General features: G+C 71.8%; 21 protein-coding genes and 1 pseudogene. 10 read left to right on the top strand and 12 right to left on the bottom strand.

Features of this window, described 5'->3' with window-relative positions:
* The first annotated feature begins 124 nt into the window (after nt 1–124).
* The 3 genes from BMW99_RS14150 (at nt 125) to BMW99_RS14140 (ending at nt 2507) form a co-directional block, all read left to right on the top strand.
* A complete protein-coding gene (locus BMW99_RS14150) occupies nt 125–1543 on the top strand; it encodes a DEAD/DEAH box helicase (RefSeq protein ID WP_069463668.1) in 1419 nt (472 codons plus the stop codon).
* Between the two features lie 81 nt (nt 1544–1624).
* Nucleotides 1625–1963, top strand: a complete 339-nt coding sequence (locus BMW99_RS14145; RefSeq protein ID WP_069463693.1) for a thioredoxin family protein — start codon at nt 1625–1627, stop codon at nt 1961–1963.
* 109 nt (nt 1964–2072) lie between these two features.
* The gene (locus BMW99_RS14140) at nt 2073–2507 is read left to right on the top strand and encodes an ATP-binding protein (protein WP_069463669.1); all 435 of its coding nucleotides are present in this window, start codon (nt 2073–2075) and stop codon (nt 2505–2507) included.
* A gap of 142 nt (nt 2508–2649) precedes the next feature.
* Here BMW99_RS14140 and BMW99_RS14135 read toward each other — a convergent pair whose 3' ends face one another.
* The gene (locus BMW99_RS14135; RefSeq protein WP_107451567.1) at nt 2650–3942 is read right to left on the bottom strand and encodes an MFS transporter; all 1293 of its coding nucleotides are present in this window, start codon (nt 3940–3942) and stop codon (nt 2650–2652) included.
* Between the two features lie 460 nt (nt 3943–4402).
* Here BMW99_RS14135 and BMW99_RS14130 point away from each other — a divergent pair, with 460 nt between their 5' ends.
* Nucleotides 4403–5275, top strand: coding sequence for a helix-turn-helix domain-containing protein (locus tag BMW99_RS14130; protein ID WP_069463671.1), 873 nt, complete (start codon nt 4403–4405; stop codon nt 5273–5275).
* Nucleotides 5276–5373: 98 nt separating this feature from the next.
* Here BMW99_RS14130 and BMW99_RS14125 read toward each other — a convergent pair whose 3' ends face one another.
* From BMW99_RS14125 to BMW99_RS14110, 4 genes are read right to left on the bottom strand one after another with little or no spacing between them, the layout of a single operon-like run.
* A complete protein-coding gene (locus BMW99_RS14125; protein ID WP_069463672.1) occupies nt 5374–6147 on the bottom strand; it encodes a phospholipase D-like domain-containing protein in 774 nt (257 codons plus the stop codon).
* Nucleotides 6144–6839, bottom strand: coding sequence for a TauD/TfdA family dioxygenase (locus BMW99_RS14120; protein WP_069463673.1), 696 nt, complete (start codon nt 6837–6839; stop codon nt 6144–6146). The genes BMW99_RS14125 and BMW99_RS14120 overlap by 4 nt, the downstream gene beginning before the upstream one ends.
* Nucleotides 6836–7207: a GNAT family N-acetyltransferase gene (locus BMW99_RS14115; protein WP_069463674.1), complete on the bottom strand. Its 372-nt coding sequence runs from the start codon at nt 7205–7207 to the stop codon at nt 6836–6838. Before BMW99_RS14115 ends, BMW99_RS14120 begins: the two co-directional genes overlap by 4 nt.
* Nucleotides 7208–7211: 4 nt before the next feature.
* Nucleotides 7212–7784, bottom strand: coding sequence for an NUDIX hydrolase (locus BMW99_RS14110; protein WP_141726143.1), 573 nt, complete (start codon nt 7782–7784; stop codon nt 7212–7214).
* Nucleotides 7785–8419: 635 nt separating this feature from the next.
* Between BMW99_RS14110 and BMW99_RS14105 the strand changes: the two genes are divergently transcribed.
* Nucleotides 8420–8701, top strand: a complete 282-nt coding sequence (locus tag BMW99_RS14105; RefSeq protein ID WP_069463676.1) for a helix-turn-helix domain-containing protein — start codon at nt 8420–8422, stop codon at nt 8699–8701.
* Nucleotides 8702–8734: 33 nt separating this feature from the next.
* Here BMW99_RS14105 and BMW99_RS14100 read toward each other — a convergent pair whose 3' ends face one another.
* Nucleotides 8735–9544 carry a hypothetical protein gene (locus BMW99_RS14100; protein WP_069463677.1) on the bottom strand — a complete coding sequence of 270 codons (810 nt, stop codon included), beginning with the start codon at nt 9542–9544 and terminating at the stop codon, nt 8735–8737.
* 825 nt (nt 9545–10369) lie between these two features.
* On the opposite strand from BMW99_RS14100, the gene BMW99_RS14095 reads away from it, so the two are divergent.
* Nucleotides 10370–11086 carry a G1 family glutamic endopeptidase gene (locus BMW99_RS14095; RefSeq protein ID WP_107451566.1) on the top strand — a complete coding sequence of 239 codons (717 nt, stop codon included), beginning with the start codon at nt 10370–10372 and terminating at the stop codon, nt 11084–11086.
* 75 nt (nt 11087–11161) lie between these two features.
* Here the strand turns inward: BMW99_RS14095 and BMW99_RS14090 are convergent, their stop codons facing one another.
* From BMW99_RS14090 to qcrB, 3 genes are all read right to left on the bottom strand, one after another.
* A complete protein-coding gene (locus BMW99_RS14090) occupies nt 11162–12217 on the bottom strand; it encodes an MBL fold metallo-hydrolase (protein WP_069463678.1) in 1056 nt (351 codons plus the stop codon).
* Between the two features lie 31 nt (nt 12218–12248).
* Nucleotides 12249–12788 carry a carbonic anhydrase gene (locus tag BMW99_RS14085; protein ID WP_069463679.1) on the bottom strand — a complete coding sequence of 180 codons (540 nt, stop codon included), beginning with the start codon at nt 12786–12788 and terminating at the stop codon, nt 12249–12251.
* Nucleotides 12789–12939: 151 nt separating this feature from the next.
* Nucleotides 12940–14535: a cytochrome bc1 complex cytochrome b subunit gene (gene qcrB / locus BMW99_RS14080; RefSeq protein WP_069463680.1), complete on the bottom strand. Its 1596-nt coding sequence runs from the start codon at nt 14533–14535 to the stop codon at nt 12940–12942.
* A 315-nt stretch (nt 14536–14850) separates the two neighbouring features.
* Here qcrB and BMW99_RS14075 point away from each other — a divergent pair, with 315 nt between their 5' ends.
* Nucleotides 14851–16185 carry an NAD(P)/FAD-dependent oxidoreductase gene (locus BMW99_RS14075; RefSeq protein WP_069463681.1) on the top strand — a complete coding sequence of 445 codons (1335 nt, stop codon included), beginning with the start codon at nt 14851–14853 and terminating at the stop codon, nt 16183–16185.
* A 228-nt stretch (nt 16186–16413) separates the two neighbouring features.
* Entirely contained in the window at nt 16414–16818 is a 405-nt protein-coding gene (locus BMW99_RS14070; RefSeq protein ID WP_245791452.1) for a cupin domain-containing protein, read from the top strand.
* A 73-nt stretch (nt 16819–16891) separates the two neighbouring features.
* On the opposite strand, the gene BMW99_RS14065 is transcribed toward BMW99_RS14070, so the two are convergent.
* Both BMW99_RS14065 and BMW99_RS14060 read right to left on the bottom strand, forming a co-directional pair.
* Nucleotides 16892–18046: a cation:proton antiporter gene (locus BMW99_RS14065; protein ID WP_069463683.1), complete on the bottom strand. Its 1155-nt coding sequence runs from the start codon at nt 18044–18046 to the stop codon at nt 16892–16894.
* Nucleotides 18047–18155: 109 nt separating this feature from the next.
* Complete coding sequence (locus BMW99_RS14060) at nt 18156–18629, bottom strand: carboxymuconolactone decarboxylase family protein (protein ID WP_069463684.1); 474 nt, start codon at nt 18627–18629, stop codon at nt 18156–18158.
* Nucleotides 18630–18906: 277 nt separating this feature from the next.
* On the opposite strand from BMW99_RS14060, the pseudogene BMW99_RS14055 reads away from it, so the two are divergent.
* Nucleotides 18907–19479 (top strand): annotated as a pseudogene (locus BMW99_RS14055) (sigma-70 family RNA polymerase sigma factor); the annotation flags it as partial.
* A 63-nt stretch (nt 19480–19542) separates the two neighbouring features.
* Here BMW99_RS14055 and BMW99_RS14050 read toward each other — a convergent pair.
* Nucleotides 19543–20697 (bottom strand): acyl-CoA dehydrogenase family protein, encoded by a 1155-nt coding sequence (locus BMW99_RS14050; RefSeq protein WP_069463685.1) that lies wholly within the window; start codon nt 20695–20697, stop codon nt 19543–19545.
* Between the two features lie 297 nt (nt 20698–20994).
* Between BMW99_RS14050 and BMW99_RS14045 the strand changes: the two genes are divergently transcribed.
* Nucleotides 20995–23172 carry a GAF domain-containing SpoIIE family protein phosphatase gene (locus tag BMW99_RS14045; RefSeq protein WP_069463686.1) on the top strand — a complete coding sequence of 726 codons (2178 nt, stop codon included), beginning with the start codon at nt 20995–20997 and terminating at the stop codon, nt 23170–23172.
* The last annotated feature ends 109 nt before the right edge of the window (nt 23173–23281 follow it).

The raw sequence follows: 23281 nt of genomic DNA, 5'->3' as shown, positions 1-23281 counted from the left end.
CGGGGACGGCCGGTGCGAGGCCCGCGCTGGTAAGGTCGAAGCAGGCTCGTGTGCAGCCTGGGCCCGTGCCGGACAAGGTACGGGCCCCGGTCCGTTCAGGGCGGTGAAACGAGGAAGGATCCCCATGAAGGCGAAGCAGCCGGCCTCCGGCCGCTCCGGATCCGGCAGGTCCGACCACGGGAGGGCCCCGCGGGGCGAGCTCTCGGTGGCGGGGACGCCGGCTCCCGGCCTCCCACCGGCCGGGTCCTTCGCGGAGCTGGGACTGCCGGCCGCGCTGATGGAGGTGCTGGCGGGACTCGGCGTGGAGAAGCCGTTCCCGATCCAGGCGGCCACCCTGCCGAGCGCGCTGGCCGGCCGGGACGTCCTCGGCCGTGCGCGGACCGGCTCGGGGAAGACCCTTGCCTTCGGGCTCGCGCTGCTGGCCCGTACGGCGGGCCGGCGCGCCGAACCGAAGCGCCCCCTGGCACTGGTCCTGGTGCCGACGAGGGAACTCGCGCAGCAGGTGAGCGAGGCGCTGGACCCCTGCGCGAAGGCGCTCGGGCTGCGCGTGGCGACCGTGGTCGGCGGGCTGGGGATCACCCGCCAGGCGGCGTCGCTCCGGGCGGGCGCCGAGGTCGTGGTGGCGACACCGGGACGGCTGGCCGACCTCGTCGCCCGGCGGGACTGCCACTTGGACCAGGTACGGATCGCGGTGCTGGACGAGGCGGACCAGATGTGCGACCTGGGGTTCCTGCCGCAGGTCACGGAGACCCTGGACCGGATGCCCGCCGGCGGGCAGCGGATGCTGTTCTCCGCGACGCTCGACCGCAACGTCGACCAGCTGGTCGGGCAGTACCTGAGCGAGCCGGTGTTCGCCTCGGTCGACCGGGCGGAGGGCTCGGTCGCGACGATGGAGCACCACGTGCTGAACATCCATCCCGCCGACAAGTACGCGACGGCCACCGAGATCGCCGCCCGGGACGGGCGGGTGCTGATGTTCCTGGACACCAAGCACGCGGTGGACCAGTTCACCCGCCATCTGCGGGGCAGCGGCATCAAGGCCGGTGCGCTGCACTCCGGGAAGTCGCAGCCGCAGCGCACGCACACGCTCGCCCAGTTCAAGGACGGCGAGATCACGGTGCTGGTGGCCACCAACGTCGCGGCCCGTGGCATCCACGTCGAGCAGCTGGACCTCGTCGTCAACGTGGATCCGCCCGCCGACCCGAAGGACTACCTCCACCGTGGCGGGCGCACCGCGCGTGCCGGGGAGTCCGGCAGGGTGGTGACACTGGTCACGCCCGGCCAGCGCCGCGACGTGAACCGCATGATGTCCGACGCCGGGATCCGGCCCACCGTCACCCAGGTACGCTCCGGCGAGGAGAGGCTGACCAGCATCACCGGCGCGCAGCGCCCGCCGGTGCAGGACCGGGCGAAGACCGGCAACGCGGCGTTCCGGGGGCTGGGCACCCGCGCGGGCCGGCCGCCGAAGGAGTCCCGCAAGGCCGCGGAGGCGCGCGCGATGGCGGAGGCCCGCAAGGCCGCCCGCGTGCGCAAGGCACACTGACCTGCGGTTCCCACCCCCGCGGTCGGCAGACACCAGGAGGCAGCCACTGCCTCGCACCGAGTGGAGCGTCAGGACGTGCCGATGGCGAACAGGGTCCATCAACCCCGGGAGAACGCCGAGTTCGAGTTCATCCTGGCGAGGGCGGACGTCCCGGTGCTCGCGTACTTCCACGGGGTGTGGCCCAAGGCCGTGGCAGCGTGCAAGGAAATGGATCCCCTGGTGCGGGAGGCGGCCGACGCCTATGAGGGCCGGCTGATCGTCGTGCGGGCCGACATCGCCAGGTGCCCCGGCCCCGTGCGGCGCTATGGCGTCACCGGCGCGCCCTCCCTCGTGCTGATCGATCGGGGCGAGGCGACCGCGGTCGCGAGCGGCCCGATGTCCCGGATCGCGCTCGGGGAGTTCCTGGACGCCCACCTGTGAGCGGGCCGCACCCGTCCCGCGTCGTCTGAACGCAGATAGGACGGGCGAGCCGGGGCATGCGACCGGTGTGGCGGCGGCACTTGGGTTCGTGGGATCGGGAGGCTCCATCGTGACCGAGGGACACTCTGTTCGTGCCACGGGCTGGGCCCGGTCGATCGCCGTGGACACCCCCGTCGGCGAGGCGCGCGCGTGGACGCGGCGGCATCTGCGGGACCTGGGCTGGACGCACTCCGCGCCGGACACCGCGGACGCGGTGGTGCTCGCGGTCTCCGAACTGGTCACGAATGCCCACCGTCACGCCCGCGGCACGGCCCACCTCATCCTGGCCTGGGACGGCACCTGCCTCCACGTCAGCGTGCACGACGGTTCGCCGGACGCTCCCCGCCTGCGCGAGCCCGATGACGAAGCGTCCGGGGGCCGCGGGATCCTCCTGGTCGACGCACTCGCCTCCACCTGGCAGGTCCAACCCTGTCCCCGGGGCAAGATCGTCACCGCGTGCTTCCAGCCCACGCCCACCCCGCAAGCCCCGCCCGCGGACGGGTGAGCGCGTGGTGCGACGTGTGGGGGGTCGTTCGCTGCCGTCCCGCCGGGCAGAGCTCGTGCAGCTCGAGCAGACCGTGCGGGGGAGCGCGGCAGCCGTGCCGTGACGGGCCACCAGGCCGCCCAGGTCCTGTGCGGCGGCTCTCTCAGCCACGGGGCAGGAAGAAGCGCGAGAGGGCGGCCGTGCCGAGGAGGAGGGCGGCGACGGCCAGCAGGCCGAGGCGCATGCCGGGCAGGGAGAAGCTGCCGGCCGGGCCGGCGAGCAGGCTGCCGAAGAGGGCGACCGACAGCGCCCCGCCGGTCTGCCGGAGGGAGTTGAGCAGTCCCGACGCCGTGCCCGCGCGCTCCGCCGGTACGGCGTCGATCAGCAGCGCGGTCAGCGCGGGGACGGCGACGGCCCCGCCGACGCTCAGCGGCAGCAGCAGGACCAGCACCAGCCAGATCGGGGTGTGCGCGGCCAGCGGCAGCATCGTCAGCATCGCCGCGGCGAACACCAGTTGACCGGCGATGATCACCGGCCGGCGCCCGATCCGCTCCGCCAGGCGCGGCGAGAGGAGGTTGGTCGCCGTGACCACCGCCGACATCGGGACGAACATCAACCCGGCGGCCGTGCCCGACATGCCGCGAAGCTGCTGGTAGTACAGCCCGAGCAGGAAGATCCCCCCGTAGAACGCGGCGTTGACCGCGAACCCGACCGCGAGCGGGACGGCCACCTCGCGGTCCTTGACCATGGGCAGCGGAATCATGGGCCGGGGGTGCCGGGCCTCTGTCGCGTGGAAGGCGAAACCGGAGGCGACGGCGAGCGCGCCCGCGGTCAGCACGGGGCCGCTGGTCCAGCCCAGGTGACCGCCCTCGATCACCGCGAAGGCCAGCCCGGCCAGCGTGAGGACGGCGGTGAGCTGGCCGCCGCCGTCCATGGCGGCGGGTCGCCGCGGGGAGCGCGGGACCCGGGCGAGCAGGCCGAGGATCAGCAGGCCGACCGGGAGGTTGAGCAGGAAGACCGCGCGCCAGCCCGCCGTGTCGGTGAGCAGGCCGCCCAGCACCGGCCCCGCGGCCATCGCCACCGATCCGCCGACCGTCCACAGTGCGATGGCGCGGGCGCGCGCCCGCGCGTCCTGGTAGACCTGCCGGACCAGAGCCAGGGACGCGGGCATCACGACCGCGGCGGCGCCGCCCTGCGCCACGCGCGCCCCGACCAGAACGCCGATGCCGGGTGCGGCCGCGCAGGCGAGGGAGGCGAGGGTGAACAGGGCCACGCCCCAGGCGTAGGCGCGGCGGGCACCGGCGCGGTCGGCGAGGGCGCCGGCGGAGATCATCAGGGCGGCGAACATCAGGGTGTACGCGTCCACCACCCACTGCAGCCCCGCCATTCCGCCGTGGAGCGAGCCGCGGATCGCGGGCAGCGCGATGTTCACGGCCGACACGTCGATGGTGATCACCGTGAACCCGAGCAACGAGGCGACGAGTGCGACGCCGGTCCGTGGTCGCGCCGCGGAGGCGGATGACCGGTGCGGTCCGGTGTCCGGCCGCCGCCCCTGCCCCAGCCCGGGAGCGCGCGCGGCGGAGCACTCCTGCTCGTACCCGTTGGCGGGCGTGGCGGGTGAGGGGACTGGTGTGCCCGGCACAGTGGCCTCCTGAGAATGGCGGGGAGGGAAGACGGCGTCCCCCGGGGGGTGTTCCGCGGGGCGTTCGCCAGGGGACCGGGCAGGCGGCTTCGGCCGGTCGGGGCCGCGGTCCGGTGCCGTGCACCCCCTGGGCCTCGGCGGCCGGGCCGCCTGCTCCGTGATCGACTGTGCTCCCTCCGGCGGCCGCGCGGCAGACCGCGTCGTACCCGGGGTGCGGCGTTCCAGGCAGTGACACACCCCCCAACGCCTTCCGGCCGGCTGTCACAATGGCTCCATGGCGGCAGCAACGGAGGTCCGGGGGACGGAACTCGGCAGGTATCTGAAAGCACGCAGGTCGCAGGTGCGGCCGGAGGACGTCGGGCTCCCCGGCGGCGCGGGCCTGCGCCGTACTCCCGGGCTGCGCCGGGAGGAGCTGGCCGCGCTGGCCGGCGTGAGCGTGGACTACTACATCCGCCTCGAGCGCGGCCGGGAGACCAACCCGTCCCCCGCCGTCGTGGACTCCCTCGGCCGTGCCCTGCGGTTGCGGGGCGACGGTTACGAACGCCTCCACGAGCTGGCGGAGTTGGCCTCCGGCCGGGTCTCCGAACTGCCGGCCTGTGCCGATCACACCGTGCGCGACTCGGTGCTGCGGATGCTGGAGACCGTCCGCCCCATGCCCGCCTATGTGGTGAGTCGCCACAACCGGGTGCTGGCCGCGAACCCGCCCGGCCGGCGGCTGCTGCCCGGGCTCTGGGACTGGTCCGGGCACCAGCGCAACCTCACCCGCTACCTCTTCCTCCACCCGGTCGGGCGCACGCTCTACGAACCGTGGGAGGAGACCGTCGCCCTCTCGGTCGCTCATCTGCGGGCGGTCGCCGGGGCGGACTCGGACGACCCCGAGCTGACCGCGCTCGTCGGCGAACTGGTCCTGAAGTCACCGGAGTTCGCACGGCTGTGGGAGAAGTACGACGTGTGCGAGCGCGGCGGCGGGGAGAAGACCTTCCGTCATCCGGCGGTCGGGCCGATGACCCTGACCTACGAGGTCATGCGCCTGGCCCGGACGGGCGGCCAGCGCATGGTCGTCTACCAGGCCGCCCCCGGCACCCCGCACGAGGAGGCCATGCTCCGCCTCGATCCCACTCCCGCGGACGTCCCGGTCACCGAGTAGGGCCCGCCCCACCACCGGCTGCGGTGGCGCGGTGGCGCAGAGGCGCAGTGGCGCGGCCGGCAGGGGCGGACGGCCACAGCGTCGCGTCGCGTACGGGGTCAGGCGGCGACCGAGTCGCTCCACATCGTGTCGAAGGCGCTGCTGAAGAAGTCGTGCCACTCGCCGCTGGATTCCCTGGTGAGCTGGAGCAGAGGCGCGCTGTCCACCGGGACCTTGTACATGTACACCTGAACGTCCATGAGCGCCTGCCGGGAGCCGCGGTCGACCATGACGTAGCCGCACCAGATGAGTCCGTCGAAGGTCCGGACCTCGACCTGCGGGTAGCCGTCCAGTGCCTGCTTGAGGATGGTGATGTTGTGACGGATCTTCGCCTGGGCCGAGGTGAGCCCCTGCTGACTGACGAGGTCGTAGTTCGCGGCAGTGAGATGGCGTCCGTACTGCTTCATGTTCTCGCGAGTCGACAGTGTGATCAGGATCTTCACACGGACACCGCGTTGGGCTGCGGCGGTGATCTGGTGGACGATGGAGACGGCCCCGTCCAGCGAGGGGCCGCAGATGACGAGTTCTTCCCGGGCCGAACCGACACGTTCGCCCAGCCGCGGCACTTCGGAGCGATTGGCCACCTCGATCCGGGGGTGACGGGAGTTCTCGGTGCGCCGCTGTATGTCCGCGAGTCGCTGGTCGAGCGAGTGCAGGATGCCCAGGCGCTCGGCCACGTTGCTCACCGCCAGAACGCCGAGAACGGCCAGTATCAGGTCCGAATCGGAATACTGGACGCCGGAGATGTGCACCTTGAGCAGGCCCAGAGTGGCGATGAGGATGCAGATGACCAGCAGTGCGTAGTCCCGTGCGAACGCAATGAGCCACTTCATCGTGCTCCCCCCAGAACACGCAGCACGACCCGGTCGCCCGAGTACCGCGTGCGTCCGTGCAACCAACGACTGTTGTCCAGTATGTAGCCCGACCCTCCCTCGCAGGGGATCCTTGAACGGATCGACCGGAGGGCTGAGTTGTAGGCCACCAGGTGCTCCGCGTCCGTCCCCGTCCGCTCAGGTGTGCGGGCGGGGTCCCGCGTACGGTAGCGGACACCGATCGTGTGGTCCGCCCTCCGGTAGAGCGGGGTCCGCGGTGTCGCCGAGCCGGTGACCATGACGGGCGCCGTCAGCAACCGGCCGAACATGTCGGGCCGGACGTCGCGCAGTTGGAGGGCGGCAGCGACACCGTCGGCGAGAAGGAAATCACCGCCCCCGGTCCCCGCCGACTCGCAGAAGAGCAGGATCCAGTCGGGGGGATGGGGAGCGGACGCGCTGTCCGTGTGGAGGGGCAGCGCCATCCGGCTGAATCCCCGGTACGCGCCGTCGTCCGCGCGGACCGCCGCTATGCGAGTGACCCCGCGCGCGTCGGAGTCGCGGTGCGGCGCTGGTGTGGTGAACGAGCGGTAGAGCGCGAGCAGTTCGGTGAAACGGCCGCCCAGGCCGGTGAACAGGACGAGACCTGACGAGGCGAGTTCCTTGTCGACAGCCGAAGTCACTTCGGCGATGCCGTGCGCAGGGACGACGCTCACGGGGCCGCCGGGCCCGCATCGACTCTGAACTCGTACCCGTGCTTGGTGTACCCGCAGGCCTCCAGCAGCCGGTGGACGTGGTCCCGGCCGAATCTGCTGTTGGCGATGACCTTGTAGCATCCGTGCTCGCGGGATTTCCGTATCGCCTCGCGGGCGAGCAACTCGCCTATTCCCTGCTTGCGGTACTGTTCCTCGACGAACCAGTCCTCGCAGAATGTGCACGGTTCGGAATGCTGGTCGTTCGTCATGTAGTAGAGCAGCAGGTGTCCCACTTCGCGACCGTCGATGCACACACTGATCCGCTCGGCCTCCGCCGGGTGGGGGAGGACGCTTATCCGGGGTTCCGGCGTCGGGGACGAATCGCTCATGAACTCAAGCTCCGATCCATGGCGTGAGGAGTGGACTCTCCCGGTTGTCGAGGGAGGTCCGGAGGCGTTGCTCGTGCGGCGGTTCCAGCACGGGGAGGCAGTCGAGTCGCCACCACGCCGCTCGCTGCGTCTCCTCTCCGGGCGAGGGTGTTCCGCCGGCGGCGGTGGCCGACAGGGTGACGTCGAGGATGTGCACCCCTTCGCCTGTCTCCAGCAAGGTGGAGTCGAACATGCCGACGATCCCGTGAACGACGACATCGAGGCCGGCCTCCTCCGCCACCTCGCGTCGTCCGGCCGCGGCCAGGGACTCACCCATCTCCATGAGGCCGCCGGGCATCACCCATCGGTCGGTCCCCTTCTTCTGGACGAGCAGTACCTGCTCGCCCCTGAGGACCAGGCAGTCCACCGACACCAGGGGGGAAAGGTGCTGGAGGACGGAGGTCGCGCGGGCGTCGTTGCGCAGGTCGCGGCTGCCCTCCAGTACCCCGTTCATCTCCTGCGCGATGACGGCGAGCCGGTTGGCGCGGGAGGCGCTGTACGGGTTGGTGCGGTCGAAGACGTTCAGTTCGTTGATCATCCCGTAGATTCTGGCGATCCAGTCCGCGATGACCGCATCCCGATGCGTCGTCTGGAATTCGGGACTCACGGAGATCCACCTTTCATTATCGCGTGGTGAGTGTCACGGTCCCTCGTCCTCCATGTCGCACCCTCATGAATGAAGAGGCGCGAGGCGGGCGAGAACAGTCTGCCCAGCGGACGGACGTGCCGAACCGGCGACACATTGGCGAACGGCGGACGTGATTCTCCCCAAAAGGATCGTGGCGGGCGCTCCTCACGCGCCTGAGGACGCCTCCTCGCCGGCCTGGCTCGTGCGGCGCCGGCGGATCGCGCGGAGAGCGGTGAGCAGGAGAGCGCGCCGGTGGCGGGCTGGTGTTCGGGGTGTGCGTGCCTCTGGGTGAACCGGCGTGTCTGCGGGGGTGCCGGGGGCGGGGTCATCGGTGCAGGCCGTGGGCCTGCTTCGGGGTGGTGACTCGGTGCGGTGGGTGGTGCGGGCGTTCGGGGGTGTTTTTCTGGGGCCGGGGCGGTGGCATGCTTCAGGCCGTGGGCCTGCGACGGGCCTGCGGTCGATCTGGGGGTAGCGCCTTGCCTTTCTGGTCCAGGACGCCGGTGGCTGCGGATGTCGACGGTGCGCGGCTCGCACGGACGGCAGCGGTGTCGATAGAGGGTCTGCTGGCCGCCAAGGGTGTCAGCCATGCGCAGTTGGCCGACCGGCTCGGCGTGAGCGAGGGACGCGTGCTGCAGTGGCTGGCCGGGGAGGCGGATCTGACGGTGCGGTCGCTGGCGATGCTCGCCGAAGGGCTGGACGCCCAGGTCGAGATCAGCATCCGCCCGCGGGAGATCGAGCCGGGCGGCTCCGGTTCCGCCGGCAGGGCCCGCCGGAGGATGCACGGGCGGGCGGGGGAGTGGCAGGGTTCGGTCGCCGCTCGCCACTGAGTCCCGGCCGCGCACCGGCTGTCGTGCCGGGGCTCAGTGGTGCGGGCCGGCCGGGGCTTTGGCGCGACGCTGGGCCGGGACGTGTTCGGCCCATGCCGCGTCGGGTGCCGCTTCGCAGCGGATGCGCTGCAGGGCGCCGTACTCGCTGCGGCGCCCGTGCTGGTAGACCAGCATGAGCACGAACTTCACCGCTTTTCGCGCGGCACCCGCGGTCCGGTCGTACTCCTGCTGCTCCGCCATGGTGCGCCGCCTGGGCAGGTCGGGAGGCTCGGTCTGCCGGCACTGCGCGTCGATGCGCTCGTGAGCGGCGGCGGCCTCGGCCAGCGCGGTGCCGGCGGCCTCGAGACGCTGCTCGGCGTCGGCGTACAGCTTGGGGTCCAGGCGGGGTTGGAGATAGTCCACGGTCAGGGCGTGGACGAAGGTCTGCATCTGCGTGAAGTCCTTGAAGCCGGCCAGCATGGCCTCGCACCAGGCCGCCTCGTCGCGGCGCATCCGGTCCACCAGCCGGTCGGTGAGATAGGCGATGCCCAGCGACATCACCCGTGTCAGCGCCCGGTTGTGGTCGGCCGGCGTCTGCCGGCCGCGGGGGAAGACCCCGGCGCCGGCCAGCACGCCCGCCGCGGCCGCGGGCAGGCCGTGCGTACGTGAGAGCAGCACGGTCGTCGTCACGGCCACCGCGACCGTGGCCGCCACCACCGCCACGGTCAGGCCCACCGAGTAACGTGAGCCGGCCAGGCGCCCCTTGCCGGCGAAACGCCGCGCCAGGTTGAGCCAGCACACGCCGGCGCTGGCCGCGCCGGCCAGCCCCGCGTACTGCGCCACCACGAGGGCCTGCCCGCTCACGCCGCACCCCGGAACCCCGGCCCGGCCCGCTCACCGGCATACCGGCGCCCGGTCGAGCCCGGCGGGCAGGGGCGGCCGGCCCGCGCCCCGTGCCACGTCGGCGTGCCGGTGAAGGTGTGTGTCGGCTCCAAGAACACCCCCGTCCCACAAGGCTGTCGCGAACGCCCGCGTGAGGCCGCGGCCGGACTCCCGGCGAAGCCAAGACCGCTCGGCGGACGCGGCCGCCGTCCGGACGCCCGGTGACGACCGGCCCGGGCCAGGGCCTTCACGGGCGTGCACCCGTCCCCTCCGAACCTAGTCCGCCGCCGGACCGCCGCCCGCTCACGCCACGCACCCCGCCGGCCCCGCGCCTTGCGGAGCCAACGCCACCGTCCGGCGGTCGTGCTGGCGGGCAGATGGGCGCTGTGGTGCGGGAACGGTGAGCCAATGGCACATGCCACACGCCGGGTTGCCTACCGCAGTCCTGCGGAGACCGCACCGAACACCACTCGCACGAGTGAGCCGCGGGCGCCGCCTCGCGATGTCGGCCATGCGGACGCGCCGTGCCGGGTGCGGCGGTTCGCTCCGGGGGCTCGCATCGTCCACAGGGCCGTCGTACGCGGGGGCCGAAGGCCGCGGGAGCGCGGTGCCCGAACGGACGTGCTGGGGACGGCATTTCAGCGACCGGGGCCACGGCGAGCCCCGGAGCAGTGGCCCAGGGGGCCGTACGCGAGGGCGTATTGACAGGTTCATGGCGGTCGGTGATTCTGTACTGCCGCCCCATGTTCCCCACCCGGCTCAGGGACGGCGTTTGAGCATTCTGATCCACCCCACCAAGGAGCCAGCATGCGCAGATTCCTGTCCCGCGTCGCCACCGTCGCGGTGACGGCGGCCACCCTTGCCGCCCCCGCCGTCCCGGTCACCGCGGCGGCCGCACCGGCGCTGTCCTTCCGCCCCCTGCACTACAACATCAACGGCTACAACTGGGGCGGGTACGCCGCCCAGGGCAGCGGCTTCACCTCGGTCTCGGCGGCCTGGACCGAGGCCAACGCGACCTGCAACTCCAGCAACGACCTCTACGCCCCCTGGGTCGGCATCGACGGGTACGGCTCGTCCACCGTGGAGCAGACCGGTGTGGCGACGGACTGCTCCAGCGGCAGGGCCGTGCACCAGGCCTGGTACGAGATGTACCCGGCGAACCCGGTCTACCTGAGCCTCAGTTCGTACCCGGTCTCGGCGGGCGACCACATAGCCGCGTCCGTGACCTACGCCGGCAGCAACAAGTACACGCTGAAGCTGACCGACTCCACGCGTGGCTGGACCTACTCCACGTCCAAGTCCCTGTCCGCCCAGCGGACCAGCGCCGAGGTCATCATCGAGTCGCCGACCGGGGCCTACCCGAACTTCGGCACCCTCAACTTCAGCTCGGCCACCGTCAACGGAAGCTCCCTCGGGTCCTTCGGCCCGGTCGCGCTCGACCCGTCGAACGGCGCCTACGAGGCCCGGACCGGCGCGCTCGGCTCCAGCGGCACCAGCTTCAGCGAGACCTACCTGCGGGAGTAGCCGCACCGGCGCTGGGGCGCTCACCCGCCCCAGCGCACGCAGATCGCCGGACTTCCGGCGTGAGGGACGGCGCCCTCACGCTCCGACGAGACGATGTGTGGTCCCGCTGCTGCTCGGCACCCACGCGTCCGGCAAGGCGGCGGCGAGGGCGTGCTGGGCACGCCATCCCGTGCAGTGTCCCGGTGCGACGAGTCGCGGGGCGCAGTCCACCAGGGCCGCCACGGTGGGAGCGATGACGGGTTCGAAGGCGGGTCCGCCCAGATGGAAGCCGCCCAGGAGGGCATGGAGCCGGGTGACACCCGTAAGGCGCTGCGCGTGGCGAACGATGTTGACGACGCCGGCGTGACCGCATCCGGTCAGGATGATCAGGCCCTGGTTCCTCAGATCGACGACCAGCGCCTGGTCGTCGATGACCTGTGGATCGTGGCGCCATTCGCCGCCCGCCCAGGCTTCGTGTGCGGCCGGCATGCCGTGCTCGAACTCGGTCGTGCGGTCCACCTCGCCCGTGATGAGGACCGCGCCGTCGACCAGCAGTGAGGGCTGGGAGCGCTCGACGACCTCGAAGCCCTCCGCTGCCAGCGCCCTCTTGCTGAGGGTCGGCATGTCGAAGGTTCCCTGCGGTCCGCGGAGGCGCCGCCGGGTCCAGGCATGGGGGTGCACGACCATGGGCATCCCCTGGGCGCCGAGCGTGGAGGAGAGGCCGCTCAGTCCGCCGGCGTGGTCGAAATGGCCGTGGCTGAGGACGACGCCGTGCAGGTCGCCGAGGCCGATGCCCAGGCGGTCGGCGTTCGTCACGATGCCGGCGGGGGACAGGCCCGCGTCGAACATCAACGTGGTCGTGCTGTCGCCGCGCCGGACGGCGACCAACGCCGAGAACCCGTGCTCGGCCAGCAGGCCGACCGCTGTGCGGCCCGGTTCGAACTGGCCGGCCGCGACATCGGTCGCCCCGAATCCGGTCCTCGTCGTGCGGGCGTCCCCGACCAGCAGTGCGTCGAAGGTGTTGTCCATCAGGATCGTGACCCGGACCTCGTCCACGGGTTCGAGCGCGATCGGGTCCACCGCGGCCCCGCGTACCGCGTGGGGTCCGGACCGCGACGCGTCCGCCGCGGTCGCGTGGGCTGTACCGCACATGGGCGAAGTCCCCTTCACCGCCCTCCGGGTTTCACGAAGGAGCGCCGGCCGCTGTCGGCGGAACCACCTGCTCGACACGACCGGTCGCCACGTCGTACACGAGTCCGGTGACGAAGTAGTGGCTGCGCCTGATTTCCTGTACCGCCATTCCGACGTCGACCTTCACCGACGCGAAGGGGTCGGTGACCGACTTCGCCGGGAGCTCCTCGGCGGGAATGTCGAAATACCCCGCCAGGAGGCCCGGGAACGCGGCCAGATCGGTCATTCCGCAGTCCGTGTGGTGAAGGATCACGAGGTTCCAGTCATCGGGTGGCCGCGCACTCCTGTGGGCCTCACCGACCTTTTTCAGCATCGCCAGCGACCTGAGCGTCGCCGGCGTGACGCGGCCTCCGACGTTGCGGATGACCGCGGCCTCGCCCTGCTCCAGGCCGAGGATGCGCGCGGGGTCGACCCGCGGATCGACACAGCCGATGACCATGAGGTCGCCGGACGGGTTGATCTCCAGGTCGGCCCTGAAGCGGGCGGTGGCAAAGGAGGAGTTCCGCTCCAGCAGTTCACTTACGGATGTCATGACGTCACCTCTGGTCGAGCGACATGGTCCGGCGTCGTCCTGCCCCAGCCGTCCTGCCGGCATTATTGCCGGGATCACGGCATCACGACGGTCGCCACGTTGTCCGTGCCGATGTCGTACACGCGTCCGGGGACGACGAGCCGGCGGCCGATCAGCGGTCCTGATCCGGTGGAGGCCCACCCGGCGGGGCGGGCGCCTTGAACCGCTGAACCTCAGGTTTGGCGATACGGCTCTTCTCGCCGAACATCGCCTGCGAGAGCCGCACCCGAAGGCGCATCAGGTGGGTCGCGGACGCCGGGTCCCCGTCACGGGTGAGGGAGGACAGGGTGAGGGGCGGCGGCTGGTCGTGCGCGGTCAGCCGGTGGGCCTTCTCCTGGGACAACAGCGCGTGGATCTCGAGGTACTCGCCATGCGGCAGCCGCTTGATGATGCCCGTCTCCCGCCCGTGCAGGACACGGTCGCGGTCCCGTCGCTGCAGGCCGAGGGCGATCCGCTTGGCGACGAGATAGGCCAGCGGGGGAACGGCGAACACGCCGATGCGGGCGGCCCAGGTGACCGCGTTGACGGACACGTGGAAGTGGGTGGCGATGATGTCGTTGCTCGCGGCCACGAACAGCACGAGGTACAGGGCGATCCACGCGACTCCGAGGCCGGTGCGCACCGGCCGGTTGCGGGGCCGGTCGAGGACGTGGTGATCGGACCGGTCGCTGTTGACCCACGCTTCGAAGAACGGGTAGAGGCCGATGGCGGCCAGGACGGCGCCGAAGGCGACCAGGGGAATCAGGACGCCGAGGACGAGGGTGTGTCCCCACAGGCGGATCTCCCACCCGGGCATGATGCGTTCCAGGCCGTCGGCGAATCCCATGTACCAGTCGGGCTGGGACCCGGCCGACACCTGGTCGGGACGGAAGGGCCCGTAGACCCAGATCGGGTTGATCTGGGCGAGGGCCGCGATGATCGCGACGACACCGGAGACCAGGAGGAAGTAGCCGCCGGACTTCGCGGCGTGCCGCCACAGAAGCGGCATACCGACGGTGTTCCGGTCGCTGCGCCCCGGGCCGGGGAACTGGGTGTGCCGGTGGTGGAAGATCAGCACGAGGTGTGCGAGGAGGAGCGCCATCATCATGCCCGGGATGACCAGGACGTGGATGTCGTTGAAGCGCGGCACGTAGTCCCTGCCCGGGAACTCCCCGCCGAACAGGAACATCGACAGATAGGTGCCGACCACGGGTGTGGACAGGATCCCGCCCTGCACGACCCTGGTACCGGTGCCCGACAGCAGGTCGTCGGGGAGGTCGTAGCCGGTCAGGCCTTCGAAGAGGGCCAGCGGCAGCAGCGCGAACCCGGCGAGCCAGAGGAGTTCACGGGGCTTGCGGAACGCGCCGGAGAAGAAGTTCCGCATCATGTGGACGAGGATGCCGGCGATGAGGATCAGCGCCGCCCAGTGGTGCATCTGCCGGATCAGCAGCCCGCCGCGCACCTCGAGGCTGATGTGCAGGGCGGACGAGTACGCCTCGGACATCCGCACGCCCTGCAGGGGGACGTAGCTGCCGTGGTAGACGACGGTGTCCATCGACGGGTGGAAGAACAGGGTCAGATAGACGCCGGTGATCAGGAGCAGGACGAAGCTGTACAGGCAGATCTCTCCGAGCAGGAAGGACCACTTCCCGGGGAAGGTCCTGCGCATGGTGCCCTTGGCCCAGAGGTAGAGGCCGGTCCGCCGGTCCACCCAGTCGGCGAACCTCATGCCCGGGTCCGGAGCCGAGGGGCTTCGCCGGGAGGACGCGGGCGAGCCTTCACCGGTGGGCCCCGCGGGGTCCGCGGGAGGAGGCGCGGCGGCCGGGTCAGGCACGGTCTGCTCCCGAATACGGCGGAGAGGGCGGCGACGTCGTGACCGTGGCATCCACGCGACGCGGGTGTTTAGTATGACCGGTTTGCGGCAATTCGTGCGTTATGTGGGCACGGCCGCGCCGCGTCGCGCCCGCCTGGTTCCTCCATGAGGCCGAGCGTCGCCGTCCCGCTCCAGGTGACGGGCGCACGCGGCGCGAGGAAGGGAGCGTCCATGTCCCGATTCCGTGTACTCGTCGTCGGCGCCGGATTCGCCGGATACGAGGCCGCGCGCGCACTGCTCCGGCACCGGGGTCTGCGCGGGCACGTCGAAGTCGCCGTGATCAACCCCACGGACTACTTCCTGTACGTGCCGCTGCTGCCTCAGGTGTCCACGGGGGTCCTGGATCCCCGTCGCGTCGCGGTGTCCCTGCCCGGCACGCTTCCACAGGCCCGGCTCGTGCTCGGGGAGGCCGGCCGGATCGACCTGCAGGGGCGCACGGTCTCGTACACGGACGCCGAGGGCGGGACGGGCAGCATGTCCTACGACCGGCTGGTCCTCACCGTCGGCAGCGTCAACCGGCTGCTGCCGATCCCGGGGGTCGCCGAGCACGCACACGGGTACCGGGGCATGCCCGAGGCGCTCTACCTGCGCGACCACATCACCCGCCAGATAGAACTGGCGGGCGCCACGGACGACCCGCGGGAGTGCACCGCACGCTGCACGTATGTCGTGGTCGGCGCCGGATACACCGGCACCGAGGTGGCCGCCCAGGGCAAGTTGTTCACCGACGCGCTCGTCCGGAGGCACCGCGTGCTGCGGTACCGGGACCCGCCGCGGTGGCTGCTGCTGGACATCGCCGACCGGGTGCTGCCGGAGCTGGACCCGCATCTGTCGCGGACCGCCGACCGGGTGCTGCGCCGCCGGGGCGTGGAAGTGCGCACGGGGCAGACCGTGACGGAGGCAACCGCCGACGGCGTCGTGCTGAGCACCGGCGAGAGCGTCGCCACACGCAGCCTCGTCTGGTGCGTCGGGGTGCGGCCGGACCCGCTGGTCGACCGGGTCGGCCTGAGGACGATCAAGGGCCGCCTGGTGGTCGAGCCCGACCTCACCGTTCCCGGCCACCCGGAGGTCTTCGCGGCCGGCGACGCCGCCGCCGTACCGGACGCCACCCGGCCCGGTTCCTGCACCCCGATGACCGCCCAGCACGCGACCCGGCAGGGCAAGACCCTCGCACGGAACGTCGCGGCGTCCTTCGGCTACGGCAAGGCCCGGCCCTACAAGCACCACGACCTCGGGTTCGTCGTGGACCTCGGCGGGACCCAGGCCGCGGCCAACCCGCTGGGCGTGCCGCTGTCCGGCATCGCCGCAGGCGCCGTCACCCGCGGGTACCACCTGTGGGCCATGCCGGCCAACCGCACCCGGGTCGCCACGGAGTGGTTCCTCGACGCGGTCCTGCCCCGCCAGGCCGTGCAGCTCGGCTTCGTCCGCTCGTCCGCGGTTCCGCTCGACACCGAGAGCCCCGAACTGCCGCGGACGCAGCACGCCGGCCGCCGGCCCGGATCCTGAGCGGCCACGCGGACAGCCGCATGAGCGGTACCGCTCATGCGGCCGTCCGTGCAGCCCGTCCCCGCGGCCCGGGATGAAGGTGACGAAGGGACACCTCCGGACGCGTCACAGACGCCGGCGGTGCCCTGTCTCTCCTGCGAGAGCAGAGTTTCAGCCCGGAATCTCCGAAACGAGTTCGTCCGATCTGGGCAGACGCACGGAGGTGGAGCAATGGTGCACGGCCACGGCATGGAATCACCGGACGGGACAGGACCCACGATGCTGGCGGACGTCAAGCCGCCCTTCATCCCTGAGGGCGCCTCGGGGATGACCGTGCTCGTGGAGTGGCCTCCCGGCAGCCCGGGCACCCCGCCGCACCGGCACTCGGGGCCGTGTTTCGGCTACGTGATCGAGGGCGAGGTCCGCTGGGAGCTGGAGGGAGAGCCGGAGCACGTGATCAAGGCCGGTGAGACGTTCTGGGAGCCGGGTGGCGACGTGATCCACTACCAGAACGGCAACGCCTCGTCGGAGGTGCCGGCCAAGTACGTCGTGTTCATGATGTGCGCCCCGGGCCAGCCGATGCTCACCCTGGTCGACGAGGAGGAGCTGGCGCAGCGGGCCCACCTGCGTGCCCCGCGTCCCTCTGACGCCTGACGCGCGTTCCGGCTCGCGTGACGCGGGCGCCTTGCCGAGGATCAACGGTGAGGCGGCGTCACGTGTCCGGGCGTCAGCCCCGGCCCGCCGCGGTGTCCGTCGCCGGGGCATGACGGGCGGTGAGGGAACTGGCCACGGTGGAGGCCGCGATGGTGAGCAGTGCGCCGAGCATCAAGGCGGCGGCCTCCCCGGGCGCGAGCAGGTGCAGCCGTGTGCCGAGCGTCGCGGCCGCCACCGGGACGCCCAACTGGGCGGAGGCCAGGACGCCGATGCCGAGGGGCTGGCCGGTGGCGCGCATGGCGGCGTGGGCGCCGACCGCGCCGACCCCGAGCAGGACGCCCAGGGCGACGAACGAGGGACGGTGTCCCAGCGCCCGCAGGTCCAGGGACGCGCCGAGCCACAGGAAGAACAGCGGGCCGAGGAAGCCCTCGGTGAGGGCGAACAACTGCTTGGCCAGACGACGCGGCTCTCCCACCGCCGCAGCGACCAGGCCCAGCGAGAATCCCGCCAGCATGATCGAGACGTGGGTGGCCACCGCGAGTGCGGCGAGCGCGAAGAGGACGACCAGGCTGATGCGCAGTTCCAGGGCGAACCGGCGTTCGCCGGAGAGATGGTGCAGCCTGCGCCGGTAGCCGCCTCGCTCCAGACGGCGCAGGACGACGAACACCAGGCCCGCGCAGCCCGCCACCGCCAGCGCACCGAGCGCCGCGCGGGCGGCGTGCCGGGGGTCGATCACCAGGGGCAGAGCCACGATGCAGGCGGTGTCGGCGACGGCGATCTGCGGCAGCATCTCCAGTACCGCGATTCCTCCCAGCGACAGCGAACCGACGACCGGCAGGATCAACGCCGCGGACGAGGACGCCATCAGCACGGTGTACAGCGCGGTGTGCCCGGTGTGGAAGCCCCGGGCGAGCGCGAACGCCGGGACGACCGCGACCAGGCCGACGGCCAGCGCCCGCAGGGCTCCGGTGCGCAGCCCCGCGCGCAGGGCGGCGTCGCGCACCGGGACCTGGGCCCCCGCGACGAACATGATCAGGGCGAAACCGATGTCGGCGAGGAACGAGAAGGTCCCGTTGCCGGCGTGCAGATAGCCGACAACGGTGGGTCCCAGCAGTACCCCGGCGATCAGTTCGCCCAGCACCACCGGAAGATGCCACCGCTGCGGCAGGGCCAGCAGCGGGCCCAGCAGCGCCGCCAGTGAGATCACGGACAAGGTCGCAAAACTCACGGTCGGGATCTCCTGGCGGGACGGGTGAAGGGGGTTCCTGAACGGATCGGCACACGATAGCCGGACCCTGGTTCAGGACCCCCCCTCAGCGTCCCGTGGGCGCCGCCCGTCAGCCGAACTGGCCGGGCTGGTAGCCGCCCGCGGGCTGCCGGTTGATGATGTTGATCCGGTTGTAGGCGTTGATCACGGCGATGAGCGACATCAGAGCGACGAGCTGGTCCTCGTCGTAGTGCTTGACCGCGTTCGCCCACGCCTCGTCGGTGACGCCTCCGGCGGCATCGGCGACGCGGGTGCCCTGCTCGGCGAGCTCCAACGCGGCGCGCTCGGCGTCGGTGAAGACCGTCGCCTCCCGCCACGCCGCCACCAGGTTGAGGCGGATCGCCGTCTCTCCGGCGTGCGCCGCGTCCTTGGTGTGCATGTCGGTGCAGAAGCCGCACCCGTTGATCTGGCTCGCACGGATCTTGACCAGTTCCTGGGTGGCGGCCGGAAGCGTGGAGCCGCCGAGCGTCATGGCAGCCGAGTTGATGTGCCTCAGCACCTTGCCGGCCAGGGCGTTGCCGAAATAGTCGAGACGCGGTTCCATCGTGATCTCCCCATCGTGAGTGCGTACACCACCACTGACCGGTGACCGCAGGATTTGTGACAGCCCGGGCGACGTGACCCGCGCCGCATCGTGCGGCAGCCCCCGCGCCTTCGGGCCGGCGCGCCAGACGGACGCCCGGGACAGGAGCGTCACGCGGCCTGTCACAGATGACGGCTTGAGCCTGTCTCCCCTGCGGAAGAGGCTGCGCCCTACGCAATCGACGCCGACCGCGTCGAAGCCCGCGCAGCGCCGTGAAGTCGTCCAAGAGGATTCCGTTGTGAACGCGGTAGACACCGGTGAGCGCGCCGGAAGGCGAAACCTGCGGTACGTCGAGGACCGTGACGAGCACTTCGAGGCCGCCACGGACCTCCTGGGCCCGATGTATTCGGCCGCGCTGCGATTGACGCGCAACGCACCGGACGCCGAGGACCTGGTGCAGGACACGTACGCGAAGGCGTACGTGTCCTTCCACCAGTTCGAGCAGGGCACGAATCTGAGGGCCTGGCTCTACCGGATCCTCACCAACACCTATTTCAGCGCCTATCGCAAGAAGCAGCGGGAGCCGAGATGCTCGGCCATGGACGGCATCCAGGACTGGCAGTTGGCGCGGGCCGCGTCGCACACGTCCGGCGGCGGGTGTTCAGCCGAGTCACAAGCTCTCGACCGCATGCCCGATCCTGCCGTCAAGGCGGCCCTCCAAGCGCTTCCGGAGGAGTACCGGATCCCCGTCTACCTGGCGGATGTCGAGGGCTTCACGTACCGGGAGATCGCCGAGATCATGGGGACACCCATGGGCACGGCCACGTCCCGGCTCCACCGCGGCCGGCGCCGGTTGCGCCGGACGCTCCAAGCCACGCACGCGGCCGCGGGGCCGCCTCGCCCGATGTGAACGGGCGCGGCGTCCGGCTCCTCGTCAGAAGAGGGGCATCCCCGGATCCATTCCGAAGCGGACGCGTCCGGCCGCTTCGAAGAAGGCGGCCGAGTGGTTGGCGTGCTGGAGCGCGACCATGCCGTCGCGGAAGAGCCGCTCGACGGGATCGCCCCGGTAGAGGGACGACGAGCTGCCGAGCTCGTACATCGCGACGAGCACCTCGCGGCTGACGCGCGCGGCGTGGCTCATCGCGGCGCGCAGGTCGGCGCGCTGGTCGAGCGTGACGGCTTCGCCGTGCTCTCCCGCGGTGTCCAGCGCCGCCGCCGCGGACAGCAGGAGGAGCCGCGCCGCTTTCAACGCGGCCTGGGACCGGCCGATGACCGCCTGGGTGTGCGCGGACCGGGCGAGCGTGCCGCCGGTGAACGTGCCCTTGGACAGAGCGAGGGCCACGGTCCGCTGCACGGCCGCGTGTGCCGCGCCGAGCACGACGGCGGTGCAGCCGGGGATGACCAGGGCGGGAATGAAGCCCTGGTACAGGGGGCGCTTGATGCGGGCCGGCTCGTCGACACGGGCCACCAGTTCGTGGGGGACCAGGGCGTTCTCGACGACCACGTCGTTGCTTCCCGTGCCGAGCATGCCGCTCACGTTCCAGGTGTCCCTGATCGACACCTGGTCCCTGCGGAGGACGAAGAGCCGTGCATCGGGTGCCCCCGTACGCGTCGGGCCCGGTCCGCCGTCCCGGGTGACCACCCCGACGAGGGCCAGCCAGTCCGCGCGGGTGACGCCGCTGACGATCCTCCATGTGCCGGACAGCAGATAACCCTCCTCGGTGGGCACCGCGATCCCGGGCATGCCCGAGTTCGCGAAGACCGGCTCGCGACCGTCGCCCCAGACACGTGCCGTCCCGGCCTCGTCCAGCAGCGCGGCGAGGAACCCCCAGTTGGCGTTCCAGACCGACCAGGCCACCGACACGTCGAGCCGTCCGAAGCCCTCGTACACCTCGAGGACCGTGGCCAAGGGGGCTTCGAAGCCGCCGAGTTCGCGAGGGGTGAGCAGGCGGAAGGCCCCCGCGTCGCGCAGTTCGCGCACCAGCTCCTCCGGTACGTCCCGATCGGTCTCCATCCGGTCGGTGGCTGCCTCGATGGAGGGAGCAAGCAGTGAGGGCAGGTCCAGCGGAGTGAACTGGTTCGTGCTCATGTGCGTTCTGTCGCCTTTGATCGTCACGTGTGGTCTCGGACGGCGGCCGCACGGATGTCACCCGGGGCCGCCGTGGCGGAGATGGAGGCCGGCGGGCAGCCGGTCCCACCTCCGCCCACCACGACCGGATGGCGCGGGGAGGTGTGACGACCCTCGCTCTCGGGGGGCGGACTCGGGCGGACCGCACCCGTGGACTCACACGTTGCACGTCGCACGTCACACCGTGGGCCACGGAATGCGCGGCCGCGGCGTGTGCGTCAGCATGTGAAGGGGGAGTGAGGCGGACAGCACCGGCTGATGGACCGCGGAGAGGATCTTCGACCGGCGTACGCCCGGGACCTCGTGGATCACATGCTGGCCCGGGCGGTGGAAGCGCTGGGCGCGTACGCGGGCGCCCTCTTCCTGCTCGAGCCCGGCGGCGACGTCCTGACCCTGGACGTGGGTGCCGGGATGCCGTTCGACTTCGCCGGGCCCCTGAGACGGGTGCGGGTCGCCGCCGACGGCGGCCCCATCGCGGACGCGCTCCACGAGCGCCGCCCGATGTGGATGGACTCGGGCCAGGAGATCGCTCGCCGCTATCCCAAGCTCGCCATGGTCCTGCCGCATCCCCGTGCGGCGGCTGTCACCCCGCTGGAGACCGGATCCACCGTGTGGGGGGCCATGCTGACGCTGTTCCCGGAGGCGGCGCGGGGACCGGGCCTGCCCGCGCACCGGCTGCTCACGACCGCTGCCCAGTGCATCGGCCGGGTCCTGCAGGGCGCCGCGGAGTCCGGGCACCCCCTGCGGCCGGCATCCGAGCCGCGCTTCGTGGCCGCGCCGTCCCGGGAGCGCGCCCTGTCGCCCCACGCGCAGGCCGCGGTGGACTTCCTCAGCACCGTGCCCGAGGGCTGCTGCCAGCTCGACGTCCAGGCGCGGATCGCGTTCGCCGATCCCGCCGCGGCGGCACTGCTGGGTGTGGACGTCCACGACCTGCTGGGTTCGCGGCTGTGGGACGCGGTGCCGTGGCTGGCCGACCGGCGACTGGAGTCCCGGCACCAGGCCGCCGTCGTCAGCAGGCTGCCGTCCTCCTTCACCGGCCGGCGGCCCTCCGGCGAGCCGGTCCTGTTCGCGCTGTACCCGGGCAGCCGGGGCGTGAGCGTGCGGATCACCTCGGCGGGCGGCACCCCTGCGGGCGGCCGGCAGCGCTCCGGGCGACCGGCGGCGGCCGACGACGGCGCGACGACCGGCCCCGACCGGCTGCAGGCGCTCCACCACCGGATGCACCTCTCGGGCGCGCTGGCGGAAGCGAAGTCCGTCCGCCAGATCGTGGAACTGGTGGCCGACCATCTCCTGCTCGCGCTGCAGGCGCAGACCTTCGGGCTGCTCGTCGCGGAGGGAGGACGGGTACGGCTCGTGGGCTACCGCGGCGCGAGTCCTGCGATGGTCCAGCTGTTCGACGGCTCCCCCTTCCGCACGGACCTCTCCGGGGCGGGACTGGTCTCCCCGTCGTCGGCGCGAGGACTGGCCCAGGGGCTGCCGTCCTTCTTCGCCGACCGGGACGAACTCCGTGCGGCGTATCCCGAGGGCGCGGCGGTCGCCGACGGTGTGGCCGCGTCGGTGTGGCTGCCGCTCATGGTCTCCGGGCAGTTGGTCGGCCTGTGCATGGTCGGTTACGCGGAGCCGCATCCCTTCACGCTCGAGGAGCGGACCGTCTGCACCTCGCTGGGCACGCTCATCGCCCAGGCGCTGGACCGGGCCCGGCAGTACGACGTCACGCACCAACTGGCCGAAGGGCTCCAGGAAAGCCTGCTCCCGCGCGCCCTGCCGGCGATTCCGGGGCTGGTCACGACCGCGCGCTACCTGCCGGCCAGCCGCGGCATGGACGTCGGGGGCGACTTCTACGACGTCATCCGGCTCTCGGAGGGCGAGGTCGCCGCCGTGATCGGGGACGTCGAGGGCCACAGCGTCGGCGCCGCTGGTCTCATGGGCCAGGCCCGCACCGCCGTCCATGCCTACGCGGTGGCGGGCGCACCGCCGGACGAGGTCCTCACCTGCACGAACCGTCTGCTCATCGACCTTGACGCCGAACTCCTCACCAGCTGCCTGTACGTCCACCTCGACCTCGACCGTCAGGTCGCGCGTGTCGCCAGCGCCGGCCACTGGCCCCCTCTCCTGCACCACCCCGGCGACCCCGCCGAGATGACCGACCTGGCCGCGGGTCCGTTGCTGGGGATCGATCCGGCGGCCGACTACCCCGTCACCGAGATGGATCTGCGGCCGGGGACCGTGCTCGCCCTCTACACCGACGGGCTCATCGAGAAGCCGGGCACCGACTACGACACGACCATCGCCCAGCTCACAGCCGAGCTCTCCGACCGCAGCGGCTGTCTCGAGACCGTTGCCGACGCCCTGCTGCACCGCGCCCAGCCCTCCGGCCACCGCGCGGATGACACCGCCCTGCTCCTGCTCGAACTGACCTCGGCACCAGCCACCTGACCGCACCCGGCCGCGGGCCGGGGACCCGCGGCCGGGGTCGACGCGACCGTGCCCGCCGGCGCTGTCACAACCGGCGGTGCCCGTCTGTCTCTCAGAAGAGATCCGATAC

It is taken from the genome of Actinacidiphila rubida (assembly GCF_900110255.1).
GTDB lineage: Bacteria > Actinomycetota > Actinomycetes > Streptomycetales > Streptomycetaceae > Actinacidiphila > Actinacidiphila rubida.
This window is presented reverse-complemented; position numbering and strand designations above follow the sequence as displayed.

Excerpts from the sequence above, each read along its gene's own strand:
- qcrB (WP_069463680.1), bottom strand. The coding sequence starts at position 14,535 with ATGAGGTTCGCCGACTGGGTGGACCGGCGGACCGGCCTCTACCTCTGG.
- BMW99_RS14145 (WP_069463693.1), top strand. The coding sequence starts at position 1,625 with ATGGCGAACAGGGTCCATCAACCCCGGGAGAACGCCGAGTTCGAGTTC.
- BMW99_RS14130 (WP_069463671.1), top strand. The coding sequence starts at position 4,403 with ATGGCGGCAGCAACGGAGGTCCGGGGGACGGAACTCGGCAGGTATCTG.
- BMW99_RS14095 (WP_107451566.1), top strand. The coding sequence starts at position 10,370 with ATGCGCAGATTCCTGTCCCGCGTCGCCACCGTCGCGGTGACGGCGGCC.
- BMW99_RS14050 (WP_069463685.1), bottom strand. The coding sequence starts at position 20,697 with ATGAGCACGAACCAGTTCACTCCGCTGGACCTGCCCTCACTGCTTGCT.
- BMW99_RS14115 (WP_069463674.1), bottom strand. The coding sequence starts at position 7,207 with ATGAGCGATTCGTCCCCGACGCCGGAACCCCGGATAAGCGTCCTCCCC.
- BMW99_RS14060 (WP_069463684.1), bottom strand. The coding sequence starts at position 18,629 with ATGGAACCGCGTCTCGACTATTTCGGCAACGCCCTGGCCGGCAAGGTG.
- BMW99_RS14150 (WP_069463668.1), top strand. The coding sequence starts at position 125 with ATGAAGGCGAAGCAGCCGGCCTCCGGCCGCTCCGGATCCGGCAGGTCC.
- BMW99_RS14075 (WP_069463681.1), top strand. The coding sequence starts at position 14,851 with ATGTCCCGATTCCGTGTACTCGTCGTCGGCGCCGGATTCGCCGGATAC.
- BMW99_RS14125 (WP_069463672.1), bottom strand. The coding sequence starts at position 6,147 with ATGAAGTGGCTCATTGCGTTCGCACGGGACTACGCACTGCTGGTCATC.
- BMW99_RS14070 (WP_245791452.1), top strand. The coding sequence starts at position 16,414 with ATGGAATCACCGGACGGGACAGGACCCACGATGCTGGCGGACGTCAAG.
- BMW99_RS14085 (WP_069463679.1), bottom strand. The coding sequence starts at position 12,788 with ATGACATCCGTAAGTGAACTGCTGGAGCGGAACTCCTCCTTTGCCACC.
- BMW99_RS14110 (WP_141726143.1), bottom strand. The coding sequence starts at position 7,784 with ATGATCAACGAACTGAACGTCTTCGACCGCACCAACCCGTACAGCGCC.
- BMW99_RS14045 (WP_069463686.1), top strand. The coding sequence starts at position 20,995 with ATGGACCGCGGAGAGGATCTTCGACCGGCGTACGCCCGGGACCTCGTG.
- BMW99_RS14090 (WP_069463678.1), bottom strand. The coding sequence starts at position 12,217 with ATGTGCGGTACAGCCCACGCGACCGCGGCGGACGCGTCGCGGTCCGGA.